This is a genomic window from Humibacillus sp. DSM 29435 (assembly GCF_001758225.1).
GTDB lineage: Bacteria > Actinomycetota > Actinomycetes > Actinomycetales > Dermatophilaceae > DSM-29435.
The window spans coordinates 19488-40026 of the sequence record NZ_MAST01000015.1 but is presented as its reverse complement, the minus strand read 5'-3'; the positions used below and the strand labels follow the sequence as shown (position 1 = coordinate 40026).

The window sequence follows — 20539 nt, the reverse complement described above, 5'->3', positions numbered from 1 at the left end:
CGCGCATACCCCTGGCTTACTCTCAACGCGGCTGCAGATCAGTCTGGATGCCGGGAGCGGCATCCCGTCGGTTCGGCGCCCGTCTGCGCTCGGGCGTAGGCTGAACCCAGCCCAAAGACCTGGCCCCAAGACCCCTTGGGCATCCGACTCAAGGAGCACCTCTGTGACTGTCGCACCCGACGGCCGCCGCATGCTGCGCGTCGAGGCGCGCAACGCCGAGACGCCCATCGAACGCAAGCCCGAGTGGATTCGCACGACCGCCAAGATGGGCCCCGAGTTCACGGCCCTGCACTCGATGGTCAAGAGCGAAGGACTGCACACCGTGTGCCAGGAGGCGGCCTGCCCGAACATCTTCGAGTGCTGGGAAGACAAGGAGGCCACCTTCCTCATCGGGGGTGACACCTGCACCCGGCGCTGCGACTTCTGCGACATCGCCACCGGTAAGCCCCAGATGCTCGACCTCGACGAACCGCGACGGGTCGCCGAGTCGGTCCAGAAGATGGGTCTGCGCTACTCCACCGTCACCGGGGTCGCCCGCGACGACCAGCCCGACGGCGCGGCCGGCCTCTACGCCGAGACCATTCGCCAGATCCACCTGCTCAACCCGAACACCGGGGTCGAGATCCTGCCGCCCGACTTCGGCGCGATACCCGAGCTCGTCGGGCTGGTCTTCGACGCCCGGCCCGAGGTGTTCGCGCACAACCTCGAGACGGTGCCGCGCATCTTCAAGCGCATCCGCCCCGCGTTCACCTACGAGAAGTCGCTCAAGGTGCTCTCGATGGCACGTGAGGCCGAGCTGGTGACCAAGAGCAACCTGATTCTCGGCATGGGTGAGACCGATGACGAGATCGAGGAGGCCATCGGTGACCTCCACCACTCCGGCTGCGACATCCTGACCATCACCCAGTACCTACGCCCGTCCAAGCTGCACCACCCGATCGACCGATGGGTCAAGCCCGAGGAGTTCGTGCACTGGTCGAACGTGGCGGAGGAGATCGGCTTCAAGGGCGTCATGGCCGGCCCACTCGTGCGCTCCTCCTATCGCGCCGGCCGCCTGTGGGCCACCGCGATGCGCAAGTGGGGGCGCGAGATCCCCCCGCACCTCGCTCACCTGGCGAAGGCGGCCGAGTCGCCCGCCCGCCAAGAGGCCGCGTCGCTGGTGGCTCGAGCCGCCAGCGCCGTATCCTGACCGCATGGCACGCAACCCGTTCGCACGCGGCAAGAACACCGACTCAGGGGCTTCGACTCCCAAGGTGAAGAAGCCTGGGCGCCTTGCGCAGATCCTTGACGTCTACAAGGTCTCCAAGAAGGCCGACCCGGTCATCGGCTGGTGGATGCTGCTGGCCCTGCTTGGCACCTTCGCCGTGTTCCTCGTTGTCGGCGTGCTGATCAAGCTGCCGTGGATCTTCGGCTTCTTCGGTCTGCTCTTCGGCATCCTCGCTGCCACCGTCACGCTCAGCCGCCGGGCCGAGCGGGCCGCCTACTCACAGATAGACGGGCAGGCGGGAGCGGCCGGGGCGGCGCTCACCTCGATCCGTCGGGGCTGGTACACCGAACGCGAACCGGTGGCGGCCGACGTCGCCCGGCCGGGCGACTTCGCCTCTGCCGCGATGGTCTACCGCGCTCTGGGGCGCCCCGGCGTCGTGCTCGTCGGAGAAGGGCCCACGGCCCGGGTGCAGAAGTTGCTGGCTGCCGAGAAGAAGCGCGTGGAGCGGGTCGCCCCCGGCGTTCCCGTCACGCTCATGCGGGTCGGCAAGGGCGAGGGCGAGATCCCCCTGCCCAAGCTGTCGAGCAAGGTGCAGAAGCTCAAGCCGAAGATCACCAAGGACGAGATGTCACTGGTCAACAAGCGGCTCAAGGCCCTCGGCGGCCTCAAGGCCCCGCTGCCACCTGGCGTCGACCCCACGCGCGCCCGGATGGACCGGAAGTCGCTGCGCGGCCGGTGACCCGAGCGCTGGTCAGGTGAGCTGAGCGCTGGTCAGCGAGCACGCACGATGACGGTGTTCGCGGCCTTGTCGTGCAGGCCACGCCCGTCCTTGTCCCAGATGACGGCCGGGATGAAGAGGCAGAGCAGCACGGTGCGGGCGAAAGCCTGCAAGGGCAGCACGCGGCCGCTTCCCGAGAGCGAGCGCACCTGCAGCCCCACCATGCGGTGGCCGATGGTGAAGCCGAGCGTGGCGACGAGCAGCAGGTTCATCACAGCGAAGACGCCCAGCACGGTGAAGCTCTCACCGCCGTTGGTGGCCTGAGCCGAGAAGGGCAGTGGCGCGCGGAACAGGCCGGCGGCGATGACGGTGGCGATGGCCCAGTCGACGATCACGCCGACCAGCCGGCGGCCGAACGAGCCCAACGAGCCCGGCCCGTGCTGCGGCATCCCGAGTCGTTGGCCACGCCATTCCCCGGCCGCCGTGCGTGACCGGGGGCCGTCGAGCCACGAGCCGAAGTCTTCGCGATCCACCACCTGACAAGCCAACCACGACCCGCCCGGCGGCGCTGCACCGACCCCGCACTGTGGGCCATGGGTGAGCCGCCGCTTAACACCGCGGAAACACCCGGGTCATGCACGAGAAACGGCTGCTCGCTACAGTTTCGAACGACAGCACAGGGGTTGTCGTCGGCGCCTGGCGATTCTTGGCGTGTGCTGGCGGCGCCCCTGGCCCCACATCAGGAGGTTGGATGTTCAGCTCAGCTGAAGAAGTGCTCGCGTACATCAAGGACGAGAACGTCGAGTTCGTCGACATTCGTTTTTGCGACCTGCCCGGCGTCATGCAGCACTTCAACGTGCCCGCTGAAACCGTCGACGAAGACTTCTTCACGGTCGGTCAGATGTTCGACGGCTCGTCCATCCGGGGATTCCAGGCGATCCACGAGTCAGACATGAAGCTGATTCCCGACCCCGCGACCGCCTTCATCGACCCGTACCGCACGGCGAAGACCCTGGTCATGAACTTCTCCATCCTCGACCCCTTCACCGACGAGCGGTACAGCCGCGACCCGCGCAACATCGCGACCAAGGCCGAGGAGTACCTGAAGTCGACCGGAATCGCCGACACCGCGTTCTTCGGGGCCGAGGCCGAGTTCTACGTCTTCGACGACGTGCGGTTCGAGACGAAGGCGAACGCGTCGTACTACTACCTCGACTCCATCGAGGCGGCCTGGAACACCGGCCGCGAGGAGGAGGGCGGCAACAAGGGCTACAAGACCCGGTACAAGGGCGGGTACTTCCCGGTCTCCCCCGTCGACCACTTCGCCGACTTCCGCGACCAGATCTGTCGGGAGCTGAAGGACGTCGGCCTCAACGTCGAGCGGAGCCACCACGAGGTCGGCACCGCAGGGCAGATGGAGATCAACTACCGCTTCAACACGCTGCTGCACTCCGGCGACGATCTGATGAAGTTCAAGTACGTCGTCAAGAACTCGTCGTGGGCGCAGGGTCACACGGCCACCTTCATGCCGAAGCCGCTCTTCGGTGACAACGGGTCGGGCATGCACACCCACCAGTCGCTCTGGAAGGACGGCGAGCCCCTCTTCTACGACGAGCGCGGCTACGGCGGGCTGTCCGACCTCGCGCGGTGGTACATCGGCGGCTTGCTCAAGCACGCTCCGTCGCTGCTCGCCTTCACCAACCCGACCGTGAACAGCTACCACCGCCTCGTTCCGGGCTACGAGGCACCGGTCAACCTGGTCTACTCCGCCCGCAACCGTTCGGCCTGTGTGCGCATCCCGATCACGGGCACCTCGCCGAAGGCCAAGCGCATCGAGTTCCGCGTGCCCGACCCGTCGGCCAACCCCTACCTGTGCTTCGCCGCTCAGCTGATGGCCGGGCTCGACGGCATCAAGAACCGCATCGAGCCCCCGGAGCCGGTCGACAAGGACCTCTACGAGCTGCCGCCCGAGGAGCACGCCGCCATCGCGCAGGTTCCCGGGTCACTGCCGGAGGTGCTCGACGCGCTCGAGGCTGACCACGCCTACCTGCTCGAGGGTGACGTGTTCACCTCCGACCTCATCGAGACGTGGGTCGAGTACAAGCGCAAGAACGAGGTCGACCCGATCCGCTTCCGCCCGCACCCGCACGAGTTCGAGATGTACTTCGACATCTGAGCCGAGGAACGAGGCCAGAGGTCGAACGGAAACGCAGCGACATCTGAGCCGAGGAACGAGGCCAGAGGTCGAACGAGAACGCAGCGACATCTGAGCCGAGGAACGAGGTACCACCTTGTGCGCCTGGCACCTTCGAACGTTCGGAGGTGCCAGGCGCACAGCCGTTCGCGCGGTTGGCACCCCTGACGCCTCAGAGGTGTCGGGCGCGCAGCAGACGAGGAACGTGGGCTCGCTGCCAGCCCCGATCTGGATGCCGCTGGGCCAGCGATCGCCGCGTCCGTGATCGGAGCAGAGCGTCAGAGACGGCGCGAGAACACCAAGGGCAGCCGGCGTCGGGCCCCGACTGGGGGTACAGCGGCATCCGTGACGGAGGCACTCGAGCCGCCCGAGCCGGCCGACGTGACCGAGCGCAGCTGTGGGTAGCGGGCCCGTACCGCGATCTCGAACCGGTCGCCCAGTGTCACCCGGGAGGCCGGGCAGTGCGTGCAGGCCCCGTTCATCCGCACCCTGACGTCACCGTCGTGCACGTCGACCAGCTCGATCTGGCCCCCGTGAGAGCGCACGTAGTCTCCGACGTCGCCGTCGATGACCTCGACCACGGCCATCCGCAACACGTCGTCGGGCGTGCCGTCGTAGGAGGGTTGCCAGTGCTCAGGCTCCGCGAGGGCGGCCTGCAGCGCGGTGCGCACCCCGGCGCCGTCGCGGCGCCACGTGAGCCCGGGCCGTAGGCGCAACCGCACTGCCGCCGGCTCCACTGACACGGCGTCGATCGTTCCGTCGTCGAGCAACGACTGAAGCACTCGAGGGAGTCGGGTCGTCGCTCCGACGAAGCCCAGCACGTCGGGCGGCACGATCCAGCGCATCGAAAGGGGGTCACCGTCGACCGGCTCGGCGTGGAGGGGAACGAGGGGAACGAGGGGCGGTACGCCGGCCCGGAGGGCGGCCATGTCAGGTCACCGCCTCGACGACGAGCTTGGTCAGGAACGCCATCCCCCACGCGAGCACGAACATGTAGCCGAAGGCGATCGCCGGCCATCGCCAGGTGCCCGACTCGCGGCGCATCACCCCCACCGTCGACATGCACTGCAGGGCGTAGAGGAAGAAGACCAGCAACGCCGCCAGCACGGGCGCCGTGAACAGCGGTTGACCGGCACGCGGTCCGTCGGCCACGGTCATCGCCTTCAACGCCTCGCTGGGGTTGTCGGGGTTCTCGGCCGAGGCCACCTGGCCGAGCGTGGCGACGAAGACCTCGCGGGCCGAGAGCGACGCGAGGAGGCTGACGTTGATGCGCCAGTCGAACCCGAGCGGCTCGAACACGGGAGCCACGGCCCGGCCGGCGTCGGCGGCCAGGCTGTTGTCGAGCACGTAGGCCGCCACGGCCGTGTCGTTGCTCGTGTCGACCCCACTGGCCTGCATCTCGGCCAGGCCGCGACCAGGAAGGTTGAGCAGCAGCCAGAGGATGACGGTCGTGACGAGAATGATCCGCCCCACCTTGCGCAGGAAGGCCCGGCACGCCTCCCACACCGACAGCCCGACAGCACGCGCCGACGGCATCCGGTAGCTGGGCATCTCCATGTAGAAGGGCAGCAACGGTCCGCGGCCGCGGCCGATCCGCGAGAACACCCACGCCGCGAGCATCGCTGACACCGCGCCCACGAGATACAGCACGAACATGATGGCGCCCTGCGCCCCGAAGGGGCCGAACCGGGTGCCGGGGTCGACGAGCAGACCGATCAGCAGCACGTAGACCGGCAGCCGCGCTGAACAGGTCATGAGGGGCGCGCCCATCATCGTGGCGATGCGGTCGCGGGCCGAGGGAAGGGTGCGGGTGGCCATGATGCCCGGGATCGCGCAGGCCATCGATGAGAGCAGCGCCACGAAGGCCCGCCCTTCGAGCCCGGCCTTGGCCATCACCCGGTCCATCAGGAAGGCGGCGCGAGAGAGGTAGCCGACGCCCTCGAGCAACGCCACCATCACGAAGAGCAGGGCGATCTGCGGCAGGAAGACGAGCACCCCACCGACGCCGCCGAGGAGGGCGTTCGACAGGAAGCTGCCGATCCACGGGTTCGAGACGTGTTCGGAGACCAGCGAGCCGAGGTAGCCGAAGAACTGCTCGACGTAGTCCTGCAGCGGAGCGGCCACGGTGAAGATCACCTGGAAGAAGGCGAACATCGTGACGAAGAAGACGAGCGAACCCCAGACCGGATGCAGCAGCACGGCATCGATGCGCCGGGTGCGCTCGTCGACCTGCGGCACGTCATACCGAGCTGCGGCGAGAACCGAGGTGATCCAGGCGCTGGTCTCGGTCGTGTCGTGGGTAGGGGGCAGGATCGCCGGCGTGGCCCACGACTGCGGCGCGGCGAGCAGCTCCCGCAGCTCGGCCAGGTCAGTGCGCCGGCCGGCGATGATGCTGACCACCGGCACACCCAGGGCGCGGCGCAGGGCCTCGACATCGAGGGAACCCGAACGACGAGCGAGCTCGTCGGCGAAGGTCAGCACCACGCACACCGGGAGCTCAGTACCGAGCACCTGGCTGAGCAGGCCGAGCGAACGGCGAAGCGAGGTCGCATCGAGCGTGACCACCAAACCGTCGGGGGTGGCGACCGCGTCGTTCTGAGGGTCGAGCAGATCGGTGACGATCTGCTCGTCGGGGCTGATGGGGTCGAGGCTGTACGTGCCCGGCAGGTCTTCGACCGTCACAGAGAGGCCAAGTGCCGTGGTGGTGCCCTCGTAGCGCGCCACCGTGACACCCGGGTAGTTGCCCGTCTTGGCCCGCAGGCCGGTCAGTGCGTTGAACAGCGTCGACTTGCCGGAGTTGGGGCTACCCACCAGCGCGATGCGGATGCCGCCGGGCAACGTCGACGACCTCCCACCCGCCGCGCTGTGGCAACCATCACCCGCACCAGGACGATCGCCGGTCACAGGTCGGCAGACACCCCGACGCAACGGGCATGGACACGGCGCAGCGCCACCTCGTAGCCGGCCAACCGGAAGATCACCGGGTCGGCCATCGGGGCTCGTCGCAGCATCTGCACCGGGGCGCCGGGCGCGAAGCCCAGGTCGAACAGCCGACGGGCCGTCGCGGGGTCGGTGCTCGTGCTCAGCTCGACGATGTGTGCGGTGTCGCCCGCGCGCAGATCGGCCAGGGTGAGCCGCCGACCGTGGTCGTTCGCCGGACACGGCTCGATGACACGCTCGCGCAAGGCGGTGGACACGAGGGACATACGGTTGCCTCCGGTGCGGAAATCAGGCAGGGATCGTGGGTGTGCAGGTCGGCTTCGTCGTCGGGCCCGTTAAGGTGAGGCTAACCTCATGGACGAGCCGTCGTCAACCGGTGCCGACGCAGGAACCGCGTCGACGGGAGAGACTGGAGTGTGAACGACTCCGGCGGCCAGGCCGCCCCCTCCACGACAGGTCGCGACGCGTTCGGCGACCGCCCGGCGGGCAGCAGCCCCAGCGAGAGCGTGAGCAGCAGCGACGCCGAGAGCGACCGGCCCACGCCTGCCACGCGAACCGAGACCCCCGACCCGAGGCGCTGGAAGGCGCTGGCCGTCTGTCTCGTCGCCGGCTTCATGACCCTGCTCGACGTCAGCATCGTCAACGTCGCGCTGCCGTCGATCCAGACGGGGATCGGTGCCTCCCCGAGCGACCTGCAGTGGGTGGTGTCCGGATACGCCCTCACGTTCGGGCTGACCCTCGTCGGCGCCGGCCGCATCGGCGACGCGATCGGGCGCCGCACCGTCTTCATCATCGGGGTGGTGCTCTTCGGACTGGCCTCACTGGCCTGCGGCCTCGCCGGGAGCGCGGGGCTGCTCGTGGTGGCCCGGCTCGTGCAGGGCGCGGCGGGCGGCATCCTCAACCCGCAGGTGTCGGGCCTGATCCAGGAGCTGTTCAGGGGCCGCGAGCGGGGCCGGGCGTTCGGCCTGCTCGGAGCCACCATCGGCATCTCGACCGCCGTCGGCCCGATCGTCGGGGGCCTGATCATCAGCGCCCTCGGGCCGGCCGCGGGCTGGCGATGGATCTTCTTCGTCAACCTGCCCGTGGCGGTCGGCGCGGTCGTGCTGGCCCGTCTGTGGCTGCCGGCTCCGAAGCCGCGGTCGCAGAAGTCACGCCTTGACCTCGACCCGGTGGGTGTCGTGCTGCTCGCCCTCGCCGTGGTGACGCTGCTGCTGCCGCTCGTCGAGACCGGTCGAGGGGGCACCCCCAGCGTTCCCTGGTGGGTCGCCCTGATCGGGCTGGGAATCACCGGCGTCTTCGTACAGTGGGAGCGTTTCTACACCCGTCGGGGGCGCAGCCCGCTCGTCGACCTCGCGCTGTTCCGGGTTCCTGGCTACTCCCCCGGCGCGGCGGTCGGCACCATCTATTTCGCCGGCTTCACCGGAATCTTCTTCGTGCTCACCATCTACTTCCAGCAGGGTCTGGGCTACACCCCGCTCCTGGCCGGCCTCGCCGTCACGCCGTTCGCTGCCGGCTCGGCCGTGTCGGCCGCTGTCGGGGGCAACCTCGTCGACCGCTACGGCCGGGTGCTCGTCACGGCGGGGCTGGTCACCGTTCTGGTCGGCCTCATCGCCACCGACGTCGTGCTGGGGCTGGTCAGTGGGCCCTCGCTCGGTTGGGCGCTCGCTGCACCACTGCTCGTGGCCGGCGTCGGCAGCGGCATCGTCATCTCCCCGAACGTCACGCTGACCCTCGCCGACATCCCGGTGGCGCGGGCCGGCACGGCGGGCGGGCTGCTCCAGACCGGCCAGCGGATCGGCACGGCAGCCGGCATCGCCCTCATCGGCGCGGTCTTCTTCGCCTCGAAGGGGGCTGACGGGCCCGGCGGCGCCGGCGGTGCGACCTCGGCCCTGCGCGTCGCCGCGGCGCTCGTCACCGTGGCTCTGGTCGCCAGCCTGCTCGACCTCCGCGGTCGCCGACACCGCGAGACCGTCTGAGGGCGGCACCGGCCGCCATCGGCTCATCCGGCCGGATGCGGCTCGGGAGGGTCGGTGTAGGCCTGCTCGACGGCCGTCTGCATCCGTAGGTGCGGCCACGAGATCGCAGCAGCGGCGATGAGGGCCAGGCAGACTCCGGCGCTGGCGGCGACGCCGACATAGGGGTCGGTGTGCTGACCTATCCAGCCTGCCGCCAGGAAGGACCCGCCGGCGCAGGCGACCGAGACGGCCCCCGCGAGGCTGTACACCCGCCCGCGCAGCTCCGGCGTCGTGACGAGAGCGAAGGTCGACTGCAACGGCACCATGAACGCCTGAAGCATGCCGCTGACGAAGAACAGCAGAGCCACGAGGATCTTGGGTGGGTAGAACGCCGTCATCAACAGCGGCACCGGCATCGCCAGGGCGAGCGGAACGATCAGGCGGTTCTGGGCCTGCACACCACGGCGGGAGATGAGCACGATGCCGACCACGGCGCCGATGATGGGCGCTGCCATCAATGCGCCACCCCATCCGTTCTCACCGGCGATCGGGATGGCCAGAGCCTCAGGGGCCGCGATGCCCAGGGTGGCACAGGCCCCCAGCAGCACGAGGCGAGCGAGCACCGGATGTCGGACAAGGTCACCGACGGCGTCGCCGAGGTCACGCGCGAAGCCCCAGAACCCGCGTCCGCGCTCACCCCGAACGGGCCGCATCTCGACGACCACGGCAATGACGCCTGCAGCCACCACGAAGGTCGCCAGGTCGAGCAGCAGGCCTGTTTCCGGGCCGAGCAGGGCCACCAGCCCCCCGCCCAGGGCCAGCCCGATGGCCTGGTTGACCTGTTCGGACATGGCCCGCAGACCGACCGACCGGGCGTAGAGGTGCCGGTCCTGGAACAGGTCGGTGTAGAGCACCTCGTTCGAGGCCGAGGCGGCTCCACCGATGGCCTCGAGGGCGACGAGCACGCCGAAGATCCCCCACAGCGACGACTGCGTCTTGACGAGCAAGATCAGCCCGACGACACAGATGGCCCGCAACAGATGGGCGAGGATGAGCACCCGTTTGTACGGGATGCGGTCGACGAGCGGGCCCAGCAGGCTGCGACCGAAGAAGGTCGGCAGGAGGCTGACGGCAAAGGTGGTGGCGGTGGCGAGCGGTGAGCGGGTGCGTTCGAAGACGACCGCCGCGATGGTCACTCTCGCGATGTAGTCGCCCCACATCGACAACGCGTTGGCGACGAAGACGGGCAGGAAGCGCGGTGCGCGGAGCACCGCCACAAAGGTCGGCTCCCCACTCTCCCGTCTCTGAGCCGTCGTCACGACTCGACGCTACCGTGCGGTCGGGAGGCGTAGAAGTTGAAATCCGTCGCCTGCCGCGACCGGCGGGCGACCTTGCGCCAGAGGGGTTCGAGCTGGTGCCCGCTACCGGCCGTTCGGCCCATGAGCCGGCTGACCCCCTCAAGGTCACGCAGGTCGGAGGGCACGCTGTCGACGGCTCGTCCCCGCCAGAGCACCGAGGCGTTGCGGATCAGCGATCCGAGCACCCAGGCCTCGCGCAGCGCCCTGGCGTCCTCGACGGGCAGGAGCCCGGCTGCCGTCAGCGCCTCGAGGCCGGCCATCGTGCCCACCACCCTGAGCGTCGGGGTGTCGTGGGCATGCCTCAGCTGCAGCAGCTGCACGGTCCACTCCACGTCGGTGAGGCCACCCAGCCCGAGCTTGAGGTGCTTGCGCGGGTCGGCCCCCCGCGGCAGTCGTTCGGCCTCGACGCGCGCCTTGAGCGTGCGGATGTCGCGCGTCTGCTCTCGGGACAGCCCTTCGGCGGGGTAGCGAAGGGGGTCGATGAGGGCGACGAAGTCTGTGGCCAGGTCGGCCGGCCCGGCGATCGGGCGCGCTCTGAGCAGCGCCTGGAACTCCCACGTGAGCGCCCACCGGTCGTAGTACGTGCGAAAGGAGTCGAGACTGCGAACGAGGGGGCCGGCCTTGCCCTCCGGCCGGAGGTCAGCATCGATGCCCAACGCGGGGTCGGGGCCCGGGCCGGACAGCAGCTTCTTGAGGTTCTGGACCACCTGGGTGGCTCGAGCCGCAACGGCGGCCTCATCTCCGTGCGACCGCAGCACGAACATGACGTCGGCATCGGAGGCGTAACCCATCTCGGCGCCGCCGAAGCTGCCCATCGCCACGACGAGGATCTCGCCGCCCAGGGCGACCCCTTCGTCTCGCTCGACCTGGGACACGGCGGCAGCCAGCGACACCTCGATGGTGGCCGCGGCCAGGTCGCTGAGCGCCGCCCCCACGGAGCGCAGGTCGAGCTCGCCCACGACGTCGGCCATCACGATGCGCACCAGCTCGTGCCGCCTGATGGCCCGCACGGCCGTCACCGCCTCGGCACCCGTCTCGCGCCGGTTCACCGCGGAGGTCATGGTGGCGACCAGCGCCTCGCGGGTGCGAGGCACCAGTCCGTTGGCATCGCCGAAGATCGAGACGCTCTCGGGTGAGCGCACGAGCAGGTCGGCCGCGAAGCGGCTTCGAGCCAGCCCGTGGGCGAGACGGTCGGCGGCCCGGCCCTCGTCGCGCAACATCTTCAGGTACCAGTGCGTCGAACCCAGCTCGTCGGACACGCGCCGGAACGACAGCAGCCCGGCATCCGGGTCTGCCTCATCTGCGAACCAGCCGAGCATGACGGGCAGCAGGGTGCGCTGGATGGCGGCGCGTCGGCTGACCCCGGTGGTGAGCGCCTCGATATGGCGCATCGCGCCCGCTGGGTCACCGAACCCCAACGCCGAGAGTCGCGCCCGGGCGGCCTCCGGCGTGAGTCCGACCTCTTGAGGGGTCAGCTTGGCGGCGGCGGCCAGCAGTGGTCGGTAGAACAGCCGCTCATGGATGCGGCGCACCTCCCGAGCGATCGTCTGTCGGTCGGCGACGACCTGCTTCTCGGGGTGCGTGCGATGGCCCATCAACCGACCCAGACGGCGCAGGTCGGCCGGCGTCTCGGGCATCAGGTGGGTGCGGCGCAGCCGGTGGAGCTGGATGCGGTGCTCGAGGCAGCGGAGGTGTCGGTAGTCGCGGTCGAGGGCCGCAGCGTCGTCGCGCCCGACGTACCCACCCCGGGCCAGTGAGGCCAGCGCCTCGAGCGTGGTGGCCGAACGGAGCCTGGGGTCTGAGCGCCCGTGCACGAGCTGGAGCAGCTGAACGCTGAACTCGACGTCACGAAGCCCACCGGGGCCGAGCTTGAGCTGACGCGCGGCCTCGTTGGGGGGAACGTGGTTCTCCACCCGACGACGCATGGCCTGGACGTCCTCGACGAAGTTCTCGCGACCGGCCGCCTCCCACACGAGCGGCCCGATCTCTGCCTTGTAGCGCAGCCCGATCTCGCGGTCGCCGGCCGAGACCCAGGCTTTGAGCAGCGCTTGGAACTCCCAGGTCTTGGCCCAGCGCTCGTAGTAGGCCCGATGACTCGCGATGGTGCGCACCAGAGGGCCTTGCTTGCCCTCGGGCCGCAGCGCCGCGTCGACGGGCCACAGGCTCCCCTCGGGCGTGGGCGCCGAGCAGGCCCGCATCGTGGCGGCAGCGAGGGTCGTGCCGACGCGCAGGGCGATCTCCTCTTCGACCCCGTCAGCAGGCTCGGCGACGAAGATGACATCGACATCGCTGACGTAGTTGAGCTCGCCACCGCCTGTCTTGCCCATCCCGATGATCGCGAGGCGGCACTGCTCGTGCCCTGGCCCGAACTCCTCGCGCGCGATGACGAGAGCGGCCTCCAGCGCGGCCTCGGCCAGCTCGGCCAGCGCCTCGCCGACGGCCGGCATCTCGGCGAGCGGGTCGGGTGCGGTCACGTCGAGCGCGGCGATGCGCAGCAGACCACGCCGGTAGGCCACTCGCAGGGCGTGCAGAGCCGGTACCTCGCCGCGCCCCGTCCCGACCGCCGCGACGAGGTCGGCCCGCACCTGCTCGCCGGTGGGCCGCGTGGCCGCAGCTGCCAACAGCCAGTCGGCAGGGTGTTTGACGAGGTGGTCGACGATCGCGGTGGAGGCCCCCAGCAGGCCGAGCACCCGGGACCGGGCGACGGGGTCGTCGGTGAGCGCGGCGGCGAGCGCTGTGACCCCGTGACCGGGTGCGTCGGGCCGGGTGGCCAGCGACTCCATCACCCGCACCAGCCCGAGCAGCGCCTGGTCGGGATCGGCGGCCTCGCCAAGCGCCGAGAGCAGCACCTCCGGCACCCCGTCGGGCTCGTGCTGACGACGAAGCAGGGCCAGCGCCGGGTCGCCGAGGAGACCGGCGGCGCGCGGCACGTCGGCGAAGCCGACCCTGGCGAGGGCAGCTTCGACGGAGGAGGTTCGCGATGCCATTCTCGTCAGTGTCGACTCTCAGGATGCTCGGGAGCCGTCACAGGCGCGGGAGGTAGCGGTCGAGCTCGAACTTGCTGACCTCGTGGCGGTAGTCGAGCCATTCCTGACGTTTGTTTCGCAGGAAGAAGTCGAAGACGTGCTCGCCGAGGATGTCGGCCACGAGGTCGCTCTGCTCCATCACCTCGAGCGCTCGACCCAGCGAGGCCGGCAGGGTCTTGATGCCCATGGCTCGTCGCTCGGCATCGGTGAGTCCCCACACGTCGTCCTCGGTCTCCGGAGGCAGCTCATAGCCCTCCTCGATGCCCTTGAGCCCGGCGCCGAGGATGACCGCGAACGCCAGGTAGGGGTTGCAGGCAGGATCGAGCGAGCGCACCTCGATGCGGGTCGACTGGCCCTTGTTCGGCTTGTGCATCGGCACCCGCAGCAGGGCCGACCGGTTGTTGTGGCCCCACGTCAGGTGCGCCGGCGCCTCGCCGCCGCCCCAGAGGCGCTTGTAGCTGTTGACCCACTGGTTGGTGACGGCGGTGATCTCGGCGCCGTGCACGAGCAGACCCGCCATGAACTGCCGGCCGACCTTGCTCAGCTGGTACGGGGCGCCGGGGCCGAAGAAGGCGTTGGTGTCGCCTTCGAAGAGCGAGACGTGGGTGTGCATGCCCGAGCCCGGGTGCTCCGAGAACGGCTTCGGCATGAAGGTGGCGTAGACCCCCTGGGTGAGGGCGACCTCCTTGATGACGGTGCGGAAGGTCATGACGTTGTCGGCCATGCTGAGGGCGTCGGCGTAGCGAAGGTCGATCTCGTTCTGACCGGGAGCTCCCTCGTGGTGGCTGAACTCCACCGAGATGCCCATGCTCTCGAGCATCGTGATGGCGGCCCGCCGAAAGTCATGACCGGTGCCGTGCGGAACGTGGTCGAAGTAGCCGGCGTCGTCGACCGGCACCGGGCGGCCGTCGGGGCCGCGGCCCGGCTCGAGCAGGAAGAACTCGATCTCGGGGTGGGTGTAGAAGGTGAACCCGAGGTCGGCGGCCTTGGTCAGTCCCCGCTGCAGCACGTTGCGCGGGTCGGCGATGCTGGGGCTCCCGTCGGGCAGCTGCAGGTCGCAGAACATCCGAGCCGTGCCCGGGGGGTCACCGCGCCACGGCAGGATCGAGAAGGTGGACGGGTCGGGCTTGGCCAGCATGTCGGCCTCGTAGACCCGGGTCAGCCCCTCCATCGCAGACCCGTCGAACCCGATGCCCTCAGCGAACGCCCCTTCGAGCTCGGCCGGGGCGACGGCCACCGACTTGAGGGTGCCCAGCACGTCGGTGAACCACAGACGGACGAAACGGATGTCGCGCTCTTCGATCGTGCGCAGCACAAACTCTTCCTGACGGTTCATGGGTCGATCCTGCCGCATCGAGGTTTCATCGGTGTGACGGCTCTCCTAGCTGTTGCTCTGTGAGTTTCACCCTGCGACCGCCTGCTGCCAGCCGGTCGGATGCCGGCCTGCCGGCACGGCCGTGGGCCCCCGGGAGTGATCCCGGGGGCCCACGGCGCTGATGCGGTTCGGACCTGGTCCGGCGCCGTTCAGGTCACTTGGTGGTGACGCGAACGAGCATGTTCTCCTTGTTGCTCGAGGTCTGCACGACCTTCATCGTGACCCCCAGCCCGCTGACGGCCGTCGAGGCCCACGGGTTCGAGGCGTCCCAGTAGCCCAGCTGGTTCGTGTCGTCGAACGTGGGGATCGCCGGGGCCGACTTCAGCGTCACGCCGTAGCCGTTGCGGTGGAAGGTCACCATGTCGGTGCGCTCCTGACCGAACGTGGCATCGAACGGCTGACGTCGGTTGCCCAGCAAGGCACCGTCCGGGAACTTGACCGCCTTCGGACGAGCGTCGACCGGCAGGATGAGCCCACCGCCCGGGTGCGCCGAGGTGTTGTTGTCGGCGTACTCGCCGTTGCTGAACCAGACGAGCAGACCGTTCTGGTACGGGAAGCGCTCAACCCACTTCGGCCGGGTGTTGGCCCAACCGAAGTTGTACGGACCCGCCTTGAGACCCTTGTCGTAGTTGCTGTAGACCCGGTTCTCGGCGTAGTAGACGTCTTGGACCTGCTTGGACGTCGTGCCGTCGATGATCGAGAAGCCACTAGCCACCCACGCTCCGGCGCCACCCTCGACGTCGTCGATGGTTCCTTCGACGCCGTCCTTGGTGACCGAGATGTCATCGAGGTAGGCCTCGCTCGCCACTCCGCCGTCGGTGGAGACCCGGAAGCGGAACTGCACCGACTGGCCCTGGTAGGCCGAGAGGTCCCAGCTCTTCTGGGCCCAGGCGAACGCACCGTCGACCGGATCGCCGACCTTGGCCCAGGTGGCGCCGTTGTCGGTCGAGACCTCGGCGTAGAGGAAGTCGTACTCGGGCTCGAGGTTGCCTTCGACCCAGGCGTTGACCGAGGCCGACGTGGCCGCGCCGGTCAGGTCGATCGTGGTGCCGAGCGTCGAGTTCATGTCGTTGCCGAGGCCGCTCCACCATTCAGCGGAGCCCGAGTGCGGGGTGTTCTTCTCGGTGAAGACATCGCGCTTCGGGAGGGGGACGACGATCGCCTGCGGCTTGACGCCGTAGGAGTTCTCGTCGGTGTTCGTCCTGTCCTTGACCGCGCGGTCGGCGGGGCCGAGGTTGACGAGCTTGTTCTTGCCGTAGTCGACCGTGGTGTAGTCGAGCCAGCCGAGCTGCAGCTTCTCCCACGGGCCCATGTAGCCGGGCTTGGTGCCGATGGCGTCCCTGCTCTGGTTGAGCCACGAGCCACCGCTCATGATGGTCCAGAACCCGGTGCCGTTGTCGCCGCCCGCGGTGTCGTACAGGTCGGGCAGGCCGAGGTCGTGGCCGAACTCGTGCGCGAACACGCCCAGGCCGCCGTTCTCGGGCTCGGTCGTGTAGTCGCCGATCCACATGCCGGAGTCACCCAGCGGCACACCACCGAGCTTGTTGAAGCCGGGGCCGGTGCTGCCCTGCCCGTTGGAGTAGGCGTACCAGCGGTGCGACCAGATGGCGTCGGTGCCCTGTGCGCCGCCACCGGCCTCCTCGCCCTCACCGGCGTGAATGGCCTGGAAGTGGTCGATGTAGCCGTCGGGCTCGTTGAAGTTGCCGTCGCCGTCGTAGTCGTAGCGGTCGACCTTGTCGAACTGGGCCAGGTAGGTCTTGATCTGGGCATCGCTCTGCCCGGCGGCCTTCTGCGTGTTGTACCAGGCGGTCGCGGTGTCCTTGATGTAGCTCCAGTAGCCGTCAGTCTGCGCCACCGTGTTCGACCCGTAGCGGGCCTCGTTGTAGGGCACGGTCACCCAGTCGGACACATCGCCCTTGGCCACGAAGCGGCCGTTGCTCTGCTTGAGGTAGAAGTCCCTGAACGAGTCCTTCGCCCCGAACATCAGGTTCAGGAAGTGGTCTCGGCTGAAGTCGGGTACCCAGTAGGTCGAGTTGTCGTCGGTGGCGTTCTTGTCCCACACGCGGTCGGGCGAGGCGATCTCGTTGTGCACCGGGCCCGCGGTGGCCGTCTGGCCGGCCATGGTCTGAGTGCCGAAGTCGGTGAGGATCGTGAAGATGTCCTCCTCGCGGTCGACCGGGTAGTTGATGAAGCGCGACTTCTTGGCGTTCTTACCGCGCTTGTCCTTGACCGTCGAGTCAACCTTGATGACGCGGTTGCCGTTGATCGTCGTGGTCGTGGCCTCGCCCTTGACGAGCTTGGTCACCGCCTCCTTGCGCTCCGCGGCAGCCTTGTCGGCGAGCGGGTTGGGCAGGTTGTCCGACCGGGAAGCCTGAGCGGCAGCAGGATCGCTGCTCACCGGGGCCTTCGGGCTGGGGGTTGCCTGAGCCTGGATCGGAGCGGTCAGACCGGCGGCGACCAGCGCCCCGACTGCCAGTCCCGACACCGCGCTCCATTGGCGCTTGTTCAAGGTTCGTCCTCCTGGTTCCGAGCGCCGACGTGACGCCCCCGGAATAAGACCACGACGAAGGGTCGAAATCGAGGTTCCTTACCAAGAATTTGCCAAGATTCCCTGTTCGCAGCCTGTCAGTTGCCCGACAGCCCCGCCCCACACCGCCAGATATGTTGTGATCACGGCCTTTGACGCCCAGCCTGCGGTCAGGGTGTCGACCCGCGTCGGCGGTGCTCCGCTGCAGCCGGTGGTGGGCCTTGCCATCGCGATCACCGTTGCTCGGTCTCGGAGGCCGTCTCACTATGCTCGGCCGCATGGCCGACGAGACGAGGCAAGGGTTGCCAACGGGTTCCAGAGCGAGAGACGTGGCGCCAGCCGAAGGCGAGGAGCCGGAAGCACCCAGCCCGTACGGCTCCGGGTCTCGCTCGGCCACCCCCTTCTCCACGCCGAGCACGCCGAGCACGCCGAGCACGCCGCGCCGCAAGGTGCGCATCCCGCACCTTCAGGCGATGAAGGCCGACGGTCGCAAGTGGGCGATGCTCACGGCCTACGACATGTACTCCGCCGAGATCTTCGACGAGGCCGGCATCCCCGTGCTGCTCGTGGGCGACTCCGCCGGCAACAACGTCTACGGCTACGAGACGACGGTGCCGGTCACCCTCGATGAGATGGTGCCGCTGGTGCGCGCGGTGGCGACCGCCGCCCGCTACGCCTTCGTCGTGGCCGACCTGCCCTTCGGCTCCTACGGCGGCTCGGTGGTGCAGGGGTTCGACTCGGCCGTGCGGATGATGAAGGAAGGTCTCGCGCACGCCGTCAAGCTCGAGGGCGGCGAGCGGATGGTGCCCCTGGTCGAGACGCTGACCGGTGCCGGAATCCCCGTCATGGCCCATCTGGGCTTCACCCCTCAGAGCGAGCACCAGCTCGGGGGATACCGGGTGCAGGGCCGGGGTGACGGGGCCGATGTGCTCGTTCAGGCGGCGCTCGCGCTCGAAGGTGCTGGTGCCTTCGCCGTCGTGCTCGAGATGGTGCCAGCGCCGGTGGCCGAGCGCATCACCCGCGAGCTGACCATCCCGACGATCGGGATCGGGGCGGGGCCGGGAACCGACGCCCAGGTGCTGGTGTGGAGCGACTTCGCCGGGCTGCGCGCCGGCAGGGCGCCGCGCTTCGTGAAGCGGTACGCCGACCTTCGGGGCACCCTGCTCTCGGCGGCCCGTGCGTATGCCGCCGACGTGGGGTCGGGGGCCTTTCCCGGCGCCGAGCACTCGTTCGACAACTGAGACCCCAACCAGACTGAGGGCGGGGTGGCCTCAGTCGCTGTCGTGGGCGCCCTTCTCGTTCCAGGCCCGGTCGTCGCTGTCCCACTTCTCGGTGTTGGCCCGGGCCTTGTCGAGCGCCGCCTGCGCGTCGGCCTCGGTGGCGTACGGCCCGAGCACCTGCTCGCCTCGACTGCGGTTCGCGTCGGTCTCGACCTGGCCGCTGTCGACGTTGTACCAGAAGCTCATCTTCCGCTCGTCCTCTCCGACCCAGCCGCAGACCGTCCCTCGTGAACGCTGTCGGCTGACACCTAGACTCCACCGTATGCCGCTCCTGCACGCCAGTGTGTCCCCGCACGCGATCAGTCCCCGCCGCTCCGTGCCCAGCTCGATCGAACGCCCGCACTATGTCGACGTGGCGAACCCGCGTGAAGACGGCGACGTGAAGACCAAGAACGCCGAGCTCATCGAGAAGATGCGCGATGCCGGTCGCATCGCAGCGCGAGCAATGGCCGCCGCCGCCGCCGAGATCGCCCCTGGCGTCACCACCGAGCACCTCGACGCCGTCGCGCACGAGTATCTGCTCGACCACGGCGCCTACCCCAGCCCCCTCGGCTACAAGGCCTTTCCCAAGTCGGTGTGCACCAGCGTCAACGAGGTCATCTGCCACGGCATCCCCGACGCTCGCCCCCTGGACGATGGCGACATCGTCAACATCGACGTCACGGCCTTCATCCACGGCGTACACGGCGACACCGATGCCACCTACCTGGTCGGTGCGGTCGACGACGAGTCGCGGCTGCTCGTCGAGCGAACGCACGAGGCGATGATGCGCGGCATTCGCGCGGCGCGACCCGGCCGCGAGATCAACGTGATCGGTCGCGTGATCGAGAGCTACGCGAAGCGCTTCGGCTACGGGGTCGTGCGCGACTTCACCGGGCACGGCATCGGTCTCGAGTTCCACTCCGGCCTCATCGTGCCGCACTACGACGCCGCCCCTTCGTACGCGACCGTCATCGAGCCTGGCATGACCTTCACGATCGAGCCGATGCTGAACCTCGGCACTGCCGAGTGGGAGATGTGGGACGACCGCTGGACCGTCGTCACCAAGGACCGGCGCCGGTCGGCCCAGTTCGAGCACACGATCCTGATCACCGACGACGGGAACGAGATTCTCACCCTGCCGTAGGGTGTGGCGCGACGGCACCGGGGCCCAAGGCCCACCACCTGCGAGGAAGGTCGGATCAATGGCCAAGCACGGCAAGCCCCTGGGCATCGACATCGGCGGTAGCGGCATCAAGGGCGCGCCGGTCGACCTCGACAAGGGAGACTTCGCCGAGAAGCGTCTGAAGATCCTCACGCCCCGACCCGCCACACCGGATGCCGTCGCCGCCGTCGTCGACCAGATCGTCGACCACTTCGCGGAACAGACCGGCGACTCCCCCATCGGGGTCACCGTGCCGGCCGTCGTCATTCGCGGCACGGTGCTCTCGGCCGCGAACATCGACCCGGCGTGGCTCAACACCGACGCCGAAGCCCTGATCCAGGAGCACACCGGCCGTTCGGCCACGGTGCTCAACGATGCCGACGCCGCCGGCCTGGCCGAGATGTACTACGGGGCCGCGAAAGGCGTCAGTGGAGTCGTCATCCTCACCACCCTCGGCACCGGGATCGGGTCGGCCTTGATCAGCGACGGCAAGCTCGTGCCCAACACCGAGCTCGGGCACCTCGAGATCGACGGCTACGACGCCGAGCGACGCGCCGCCTCGTCGGTGAAGGAGAACGAGGGTCTCTCCTGGGAGGAGTACGTCGAGCGCCTTCAGGTCTACTACAACACCATCGAGAAGCTCTTCTCCCCCGACCTCATCGTCGTCGGCGGTGGCATCAGCAAGGACGCCGACGACTTCCTGCCGAAGCTGAAGCTGCGGGCTGCCATCGTGCCGGCCCAGCTGCGCAACAAGGCCGGCATCATCGGTGCTGCTCGCCTCGCCGCCGACCTCGCCTGAGGCGGGCATTCCCGAC

At 68.9% G+C, this 20539-nt stretch carries 16 protein-coding genes; 7 read left to right on the top strand and 9 right to left on the bottom strand.

Translation table 11 applies throughout. The features are described 5' to 3' along the window. The first annotated feature begins 163 nt into the window (after nt 1-163). Both lipA and BA895_RS12010 read left to right on the top strand, forming a co-directional pair. Complete coding sequence (gene lipA / locus BA895_RS12015; RefSeq protein ID WP_070192146.1) at nt 164-1189, top strand: lipoyl synthase; 1026 nt, start codon at nt 164-166, stop codon at nt 1187-1189. 4 nt (nt 1190-1193) lie between these two features. Next, the gene (locus BA895_RS12010) at nt 1194-1946 is read left to right on the top strand and encodes a DUF4191 domain-containing protein (RefSeq protein ID WP_070192145.1); all 753 of its coding nucleotides are present in this window, start codon (nt 1194-1196) and stop codon (nt 1944-1946) included. 32 nt (nt 1947-1978) lie between these two features. On the opposite strand, the gene BA895_RS12005 is transcribed toward BA895_RS12010, so the two are convergent. Then, nucleotides 1979-2461, bottom strand: a complete 483-nt coding sequence (locus tag BA895_RS12005; RefSeq protein ID WP_070192144.1) for an RDD family protein — start codon at nt 2459-2461, stop codon at nt 1979-1981. A 215-nt stretch (nt 2462-2676) separates the two neighbouring features. Here BA895_RS12005 and glnA point away from each other — a divergent pair, with 215 nt between their 5' ends. Then, on the top strand, nt 2677-4101 hold the full coding sequence (gene glnA, locus BA895_RS12000; protein ID WP_070192143.1) for a type I glutamate--ammonia ligase: 1425 nt from the start codon (nt 2677-2679) through the stop codon (nt 4099-4101). Nucleotides 4102-4397: 296 nt separating this feature from the next. On the opposite strand, the gene BA895_RS11995 is transcribed toward glnA, so the two are convergent. The 3 genes from BA895_RS11995 to BA895_RS23105 all read right to left on the bottom strand — a co-directional run bounded on the left by BA895_RS11995 (nt 4398) and on the right by BA895_RS23105 (nt 7325). After that, nucleotides 4398-5048, bottom strand: a complete 651-nt coding sequence (locus BA895_RS11995) for a NifU family protein (protein ID WP_070192142.1) — start codon at nt 5046-5048, stop codon at nt 4398-4400. A gap of 1 nt (nt 5049) precedes the next feature. Further along, complete coding sequence (locus BA895_RS11990; RefSeq protein WP_139142622.1) at nt 5050-6957, bottom strand: ferrous iron transporter B; 1908 nt, start codon at nt 6955-6957, stop codon at nt 5050-5052. Nucleotides 6958-7019: 62 nt separating this feature from the next. Beyond that, the gene (locus BA895_RS23105; RefSeq protein ID WP_083283272.1) at nt 7020-7325 is read right to left on the bottom strand and encodes a FeoA family protein; all 306 of its coding nucleotides are present in this window, start codon (nt 7323-7325) and stop codon (nt 7020-7022) included. Nucleotides 7326-7475: 150 nt separating this feature from the next. On the opposite strand from BA895_RS23105, the gene BA895_RS11980 reads away from it, so the two are divergent. Continuing rightward, the gene (locus tag BA895_RS11980) at nt 7476-9035 is read left to right on the top strand and encodes an MFS transporter (RefSeq protein ID WP_254666443.1); all 1560 of its coding nucleotides are present in this window, start codon (nt 7476-7478) and stop codon (nt 9033-9035) included. A gap of 23 nt (nt 9036-9058) precedes the next feature. Here BA895_RS11980 and BA895_RS11975 read toward each other — a convergent pair whose 3' ends face one another. The 4 genes from BA895_RS11975 to BA895_RS11960 form a co-directional block, all read right to left on the bottom strand. After that, on the bottom strand, nt 9059-10333 hold the full coding sequence (locus BA895_RS11975; protein WP_070192140.1) for an MFS transporter: 1275 nt from the start codon (nt 10331-10333) through the stop codon (nt 9059-9061). Next, on the bottom strand, nt 10330-13359 hold the full coding sequence (locus tag BA895_RS11970) for a bifunctional [glutamine synthetase] adenylyltransferase/[glutamine synthetase]-adenylyl-L-tyrosine phosphorylase (protein WP_070192139.1): 3030 nt from the start codon (nt 13357-13359) through the stop codon (nt 10330-10332). The genes BA895_RS11975 and BA895_RS11970 overlap by 4 nt, the downstream gene beginning before the upstream one ends. A 37-nt stretch (nt 13360-13396) precedes the next feature. Continuing rightward, on the bottom strand, nt 13397-14734 hold the full coding sequence (locus tag BA895_RS11965) for a glutamine synthetase family protein (protein WP_070192138.1): 1338 nt from the start codon (nt 14732-14734) through the stop codon (nt 13397-13399). Nucleotides 14735-14927: 193 nt separating this feature from the next. Next, a complete protein-coding gene (locus tag BA895_RS11960) occupies nt 14928-17282 on the bottom strand; it encodes an immune inhibitor A domain-containing protein (protein ID WP_083283271.1) in 2355 nt (784 codons plus the stop codon). Nucleotides 17283-17629: 347 nt separating this feature from the next. Between BA895_RS11960 and panB the strand changes: the two genes are divergently transcribed. Next, nucleotides 17630-18541, top strand: a complete 912-nt coding sequence (panB, locus tag BA895_RS11955) for a 3-methyl-2-oxobutanoate hydroxymethyltransferase (protein WP_070192176.1) — start codon at nt 17630-17632, stop codon at nt 18539-18541. Between the two features lie 30 nt (nt 18542-18571). On the opposite strand, the gene BA895_RS11950 is transcribed toward panB, so the two are convergent. Continuing rightward, nucleotides 18572-18766, bottom strand: coding sequence for a methionine aminopeptidase (locus BA895_RS11950; protein ID WP_070192137.1), 195 nt, complete (start codon nt 18764-18766; stop codon nt 18572-18574). A gap of 76 nt (nt 18767-18842) precedes the next feature. Here BA895_RS11950 and map point away from each other — a divergent pair, with 76 nt between their 5' ends. Beyond that, nucleotides 18843-19706: a type I methionyl aminopeptidase gene (gene map / locus BA895_RS11945; protein ID WP_070192136.1), complete on the top strand. Its 864-nt coding sequence runs from the start codon at nt 18843-18845 to the stop codon at nt 19704-19706. A gap of 58 nt (nt 19707-19764) precedes the next feature. Then, a complete protein-coding gene (ppgK, locus tag BA895_RS11940) occupies nt 19765-20523 on the top strand; it encodes a polyphosphate--glucose phosphotransferase (RefSeq protein ID WP_070192135.1) in 759 nt (252 codons plus the stop codon). Nucleotides 20524-20539 lie beyond the last annotated feature (16 nt).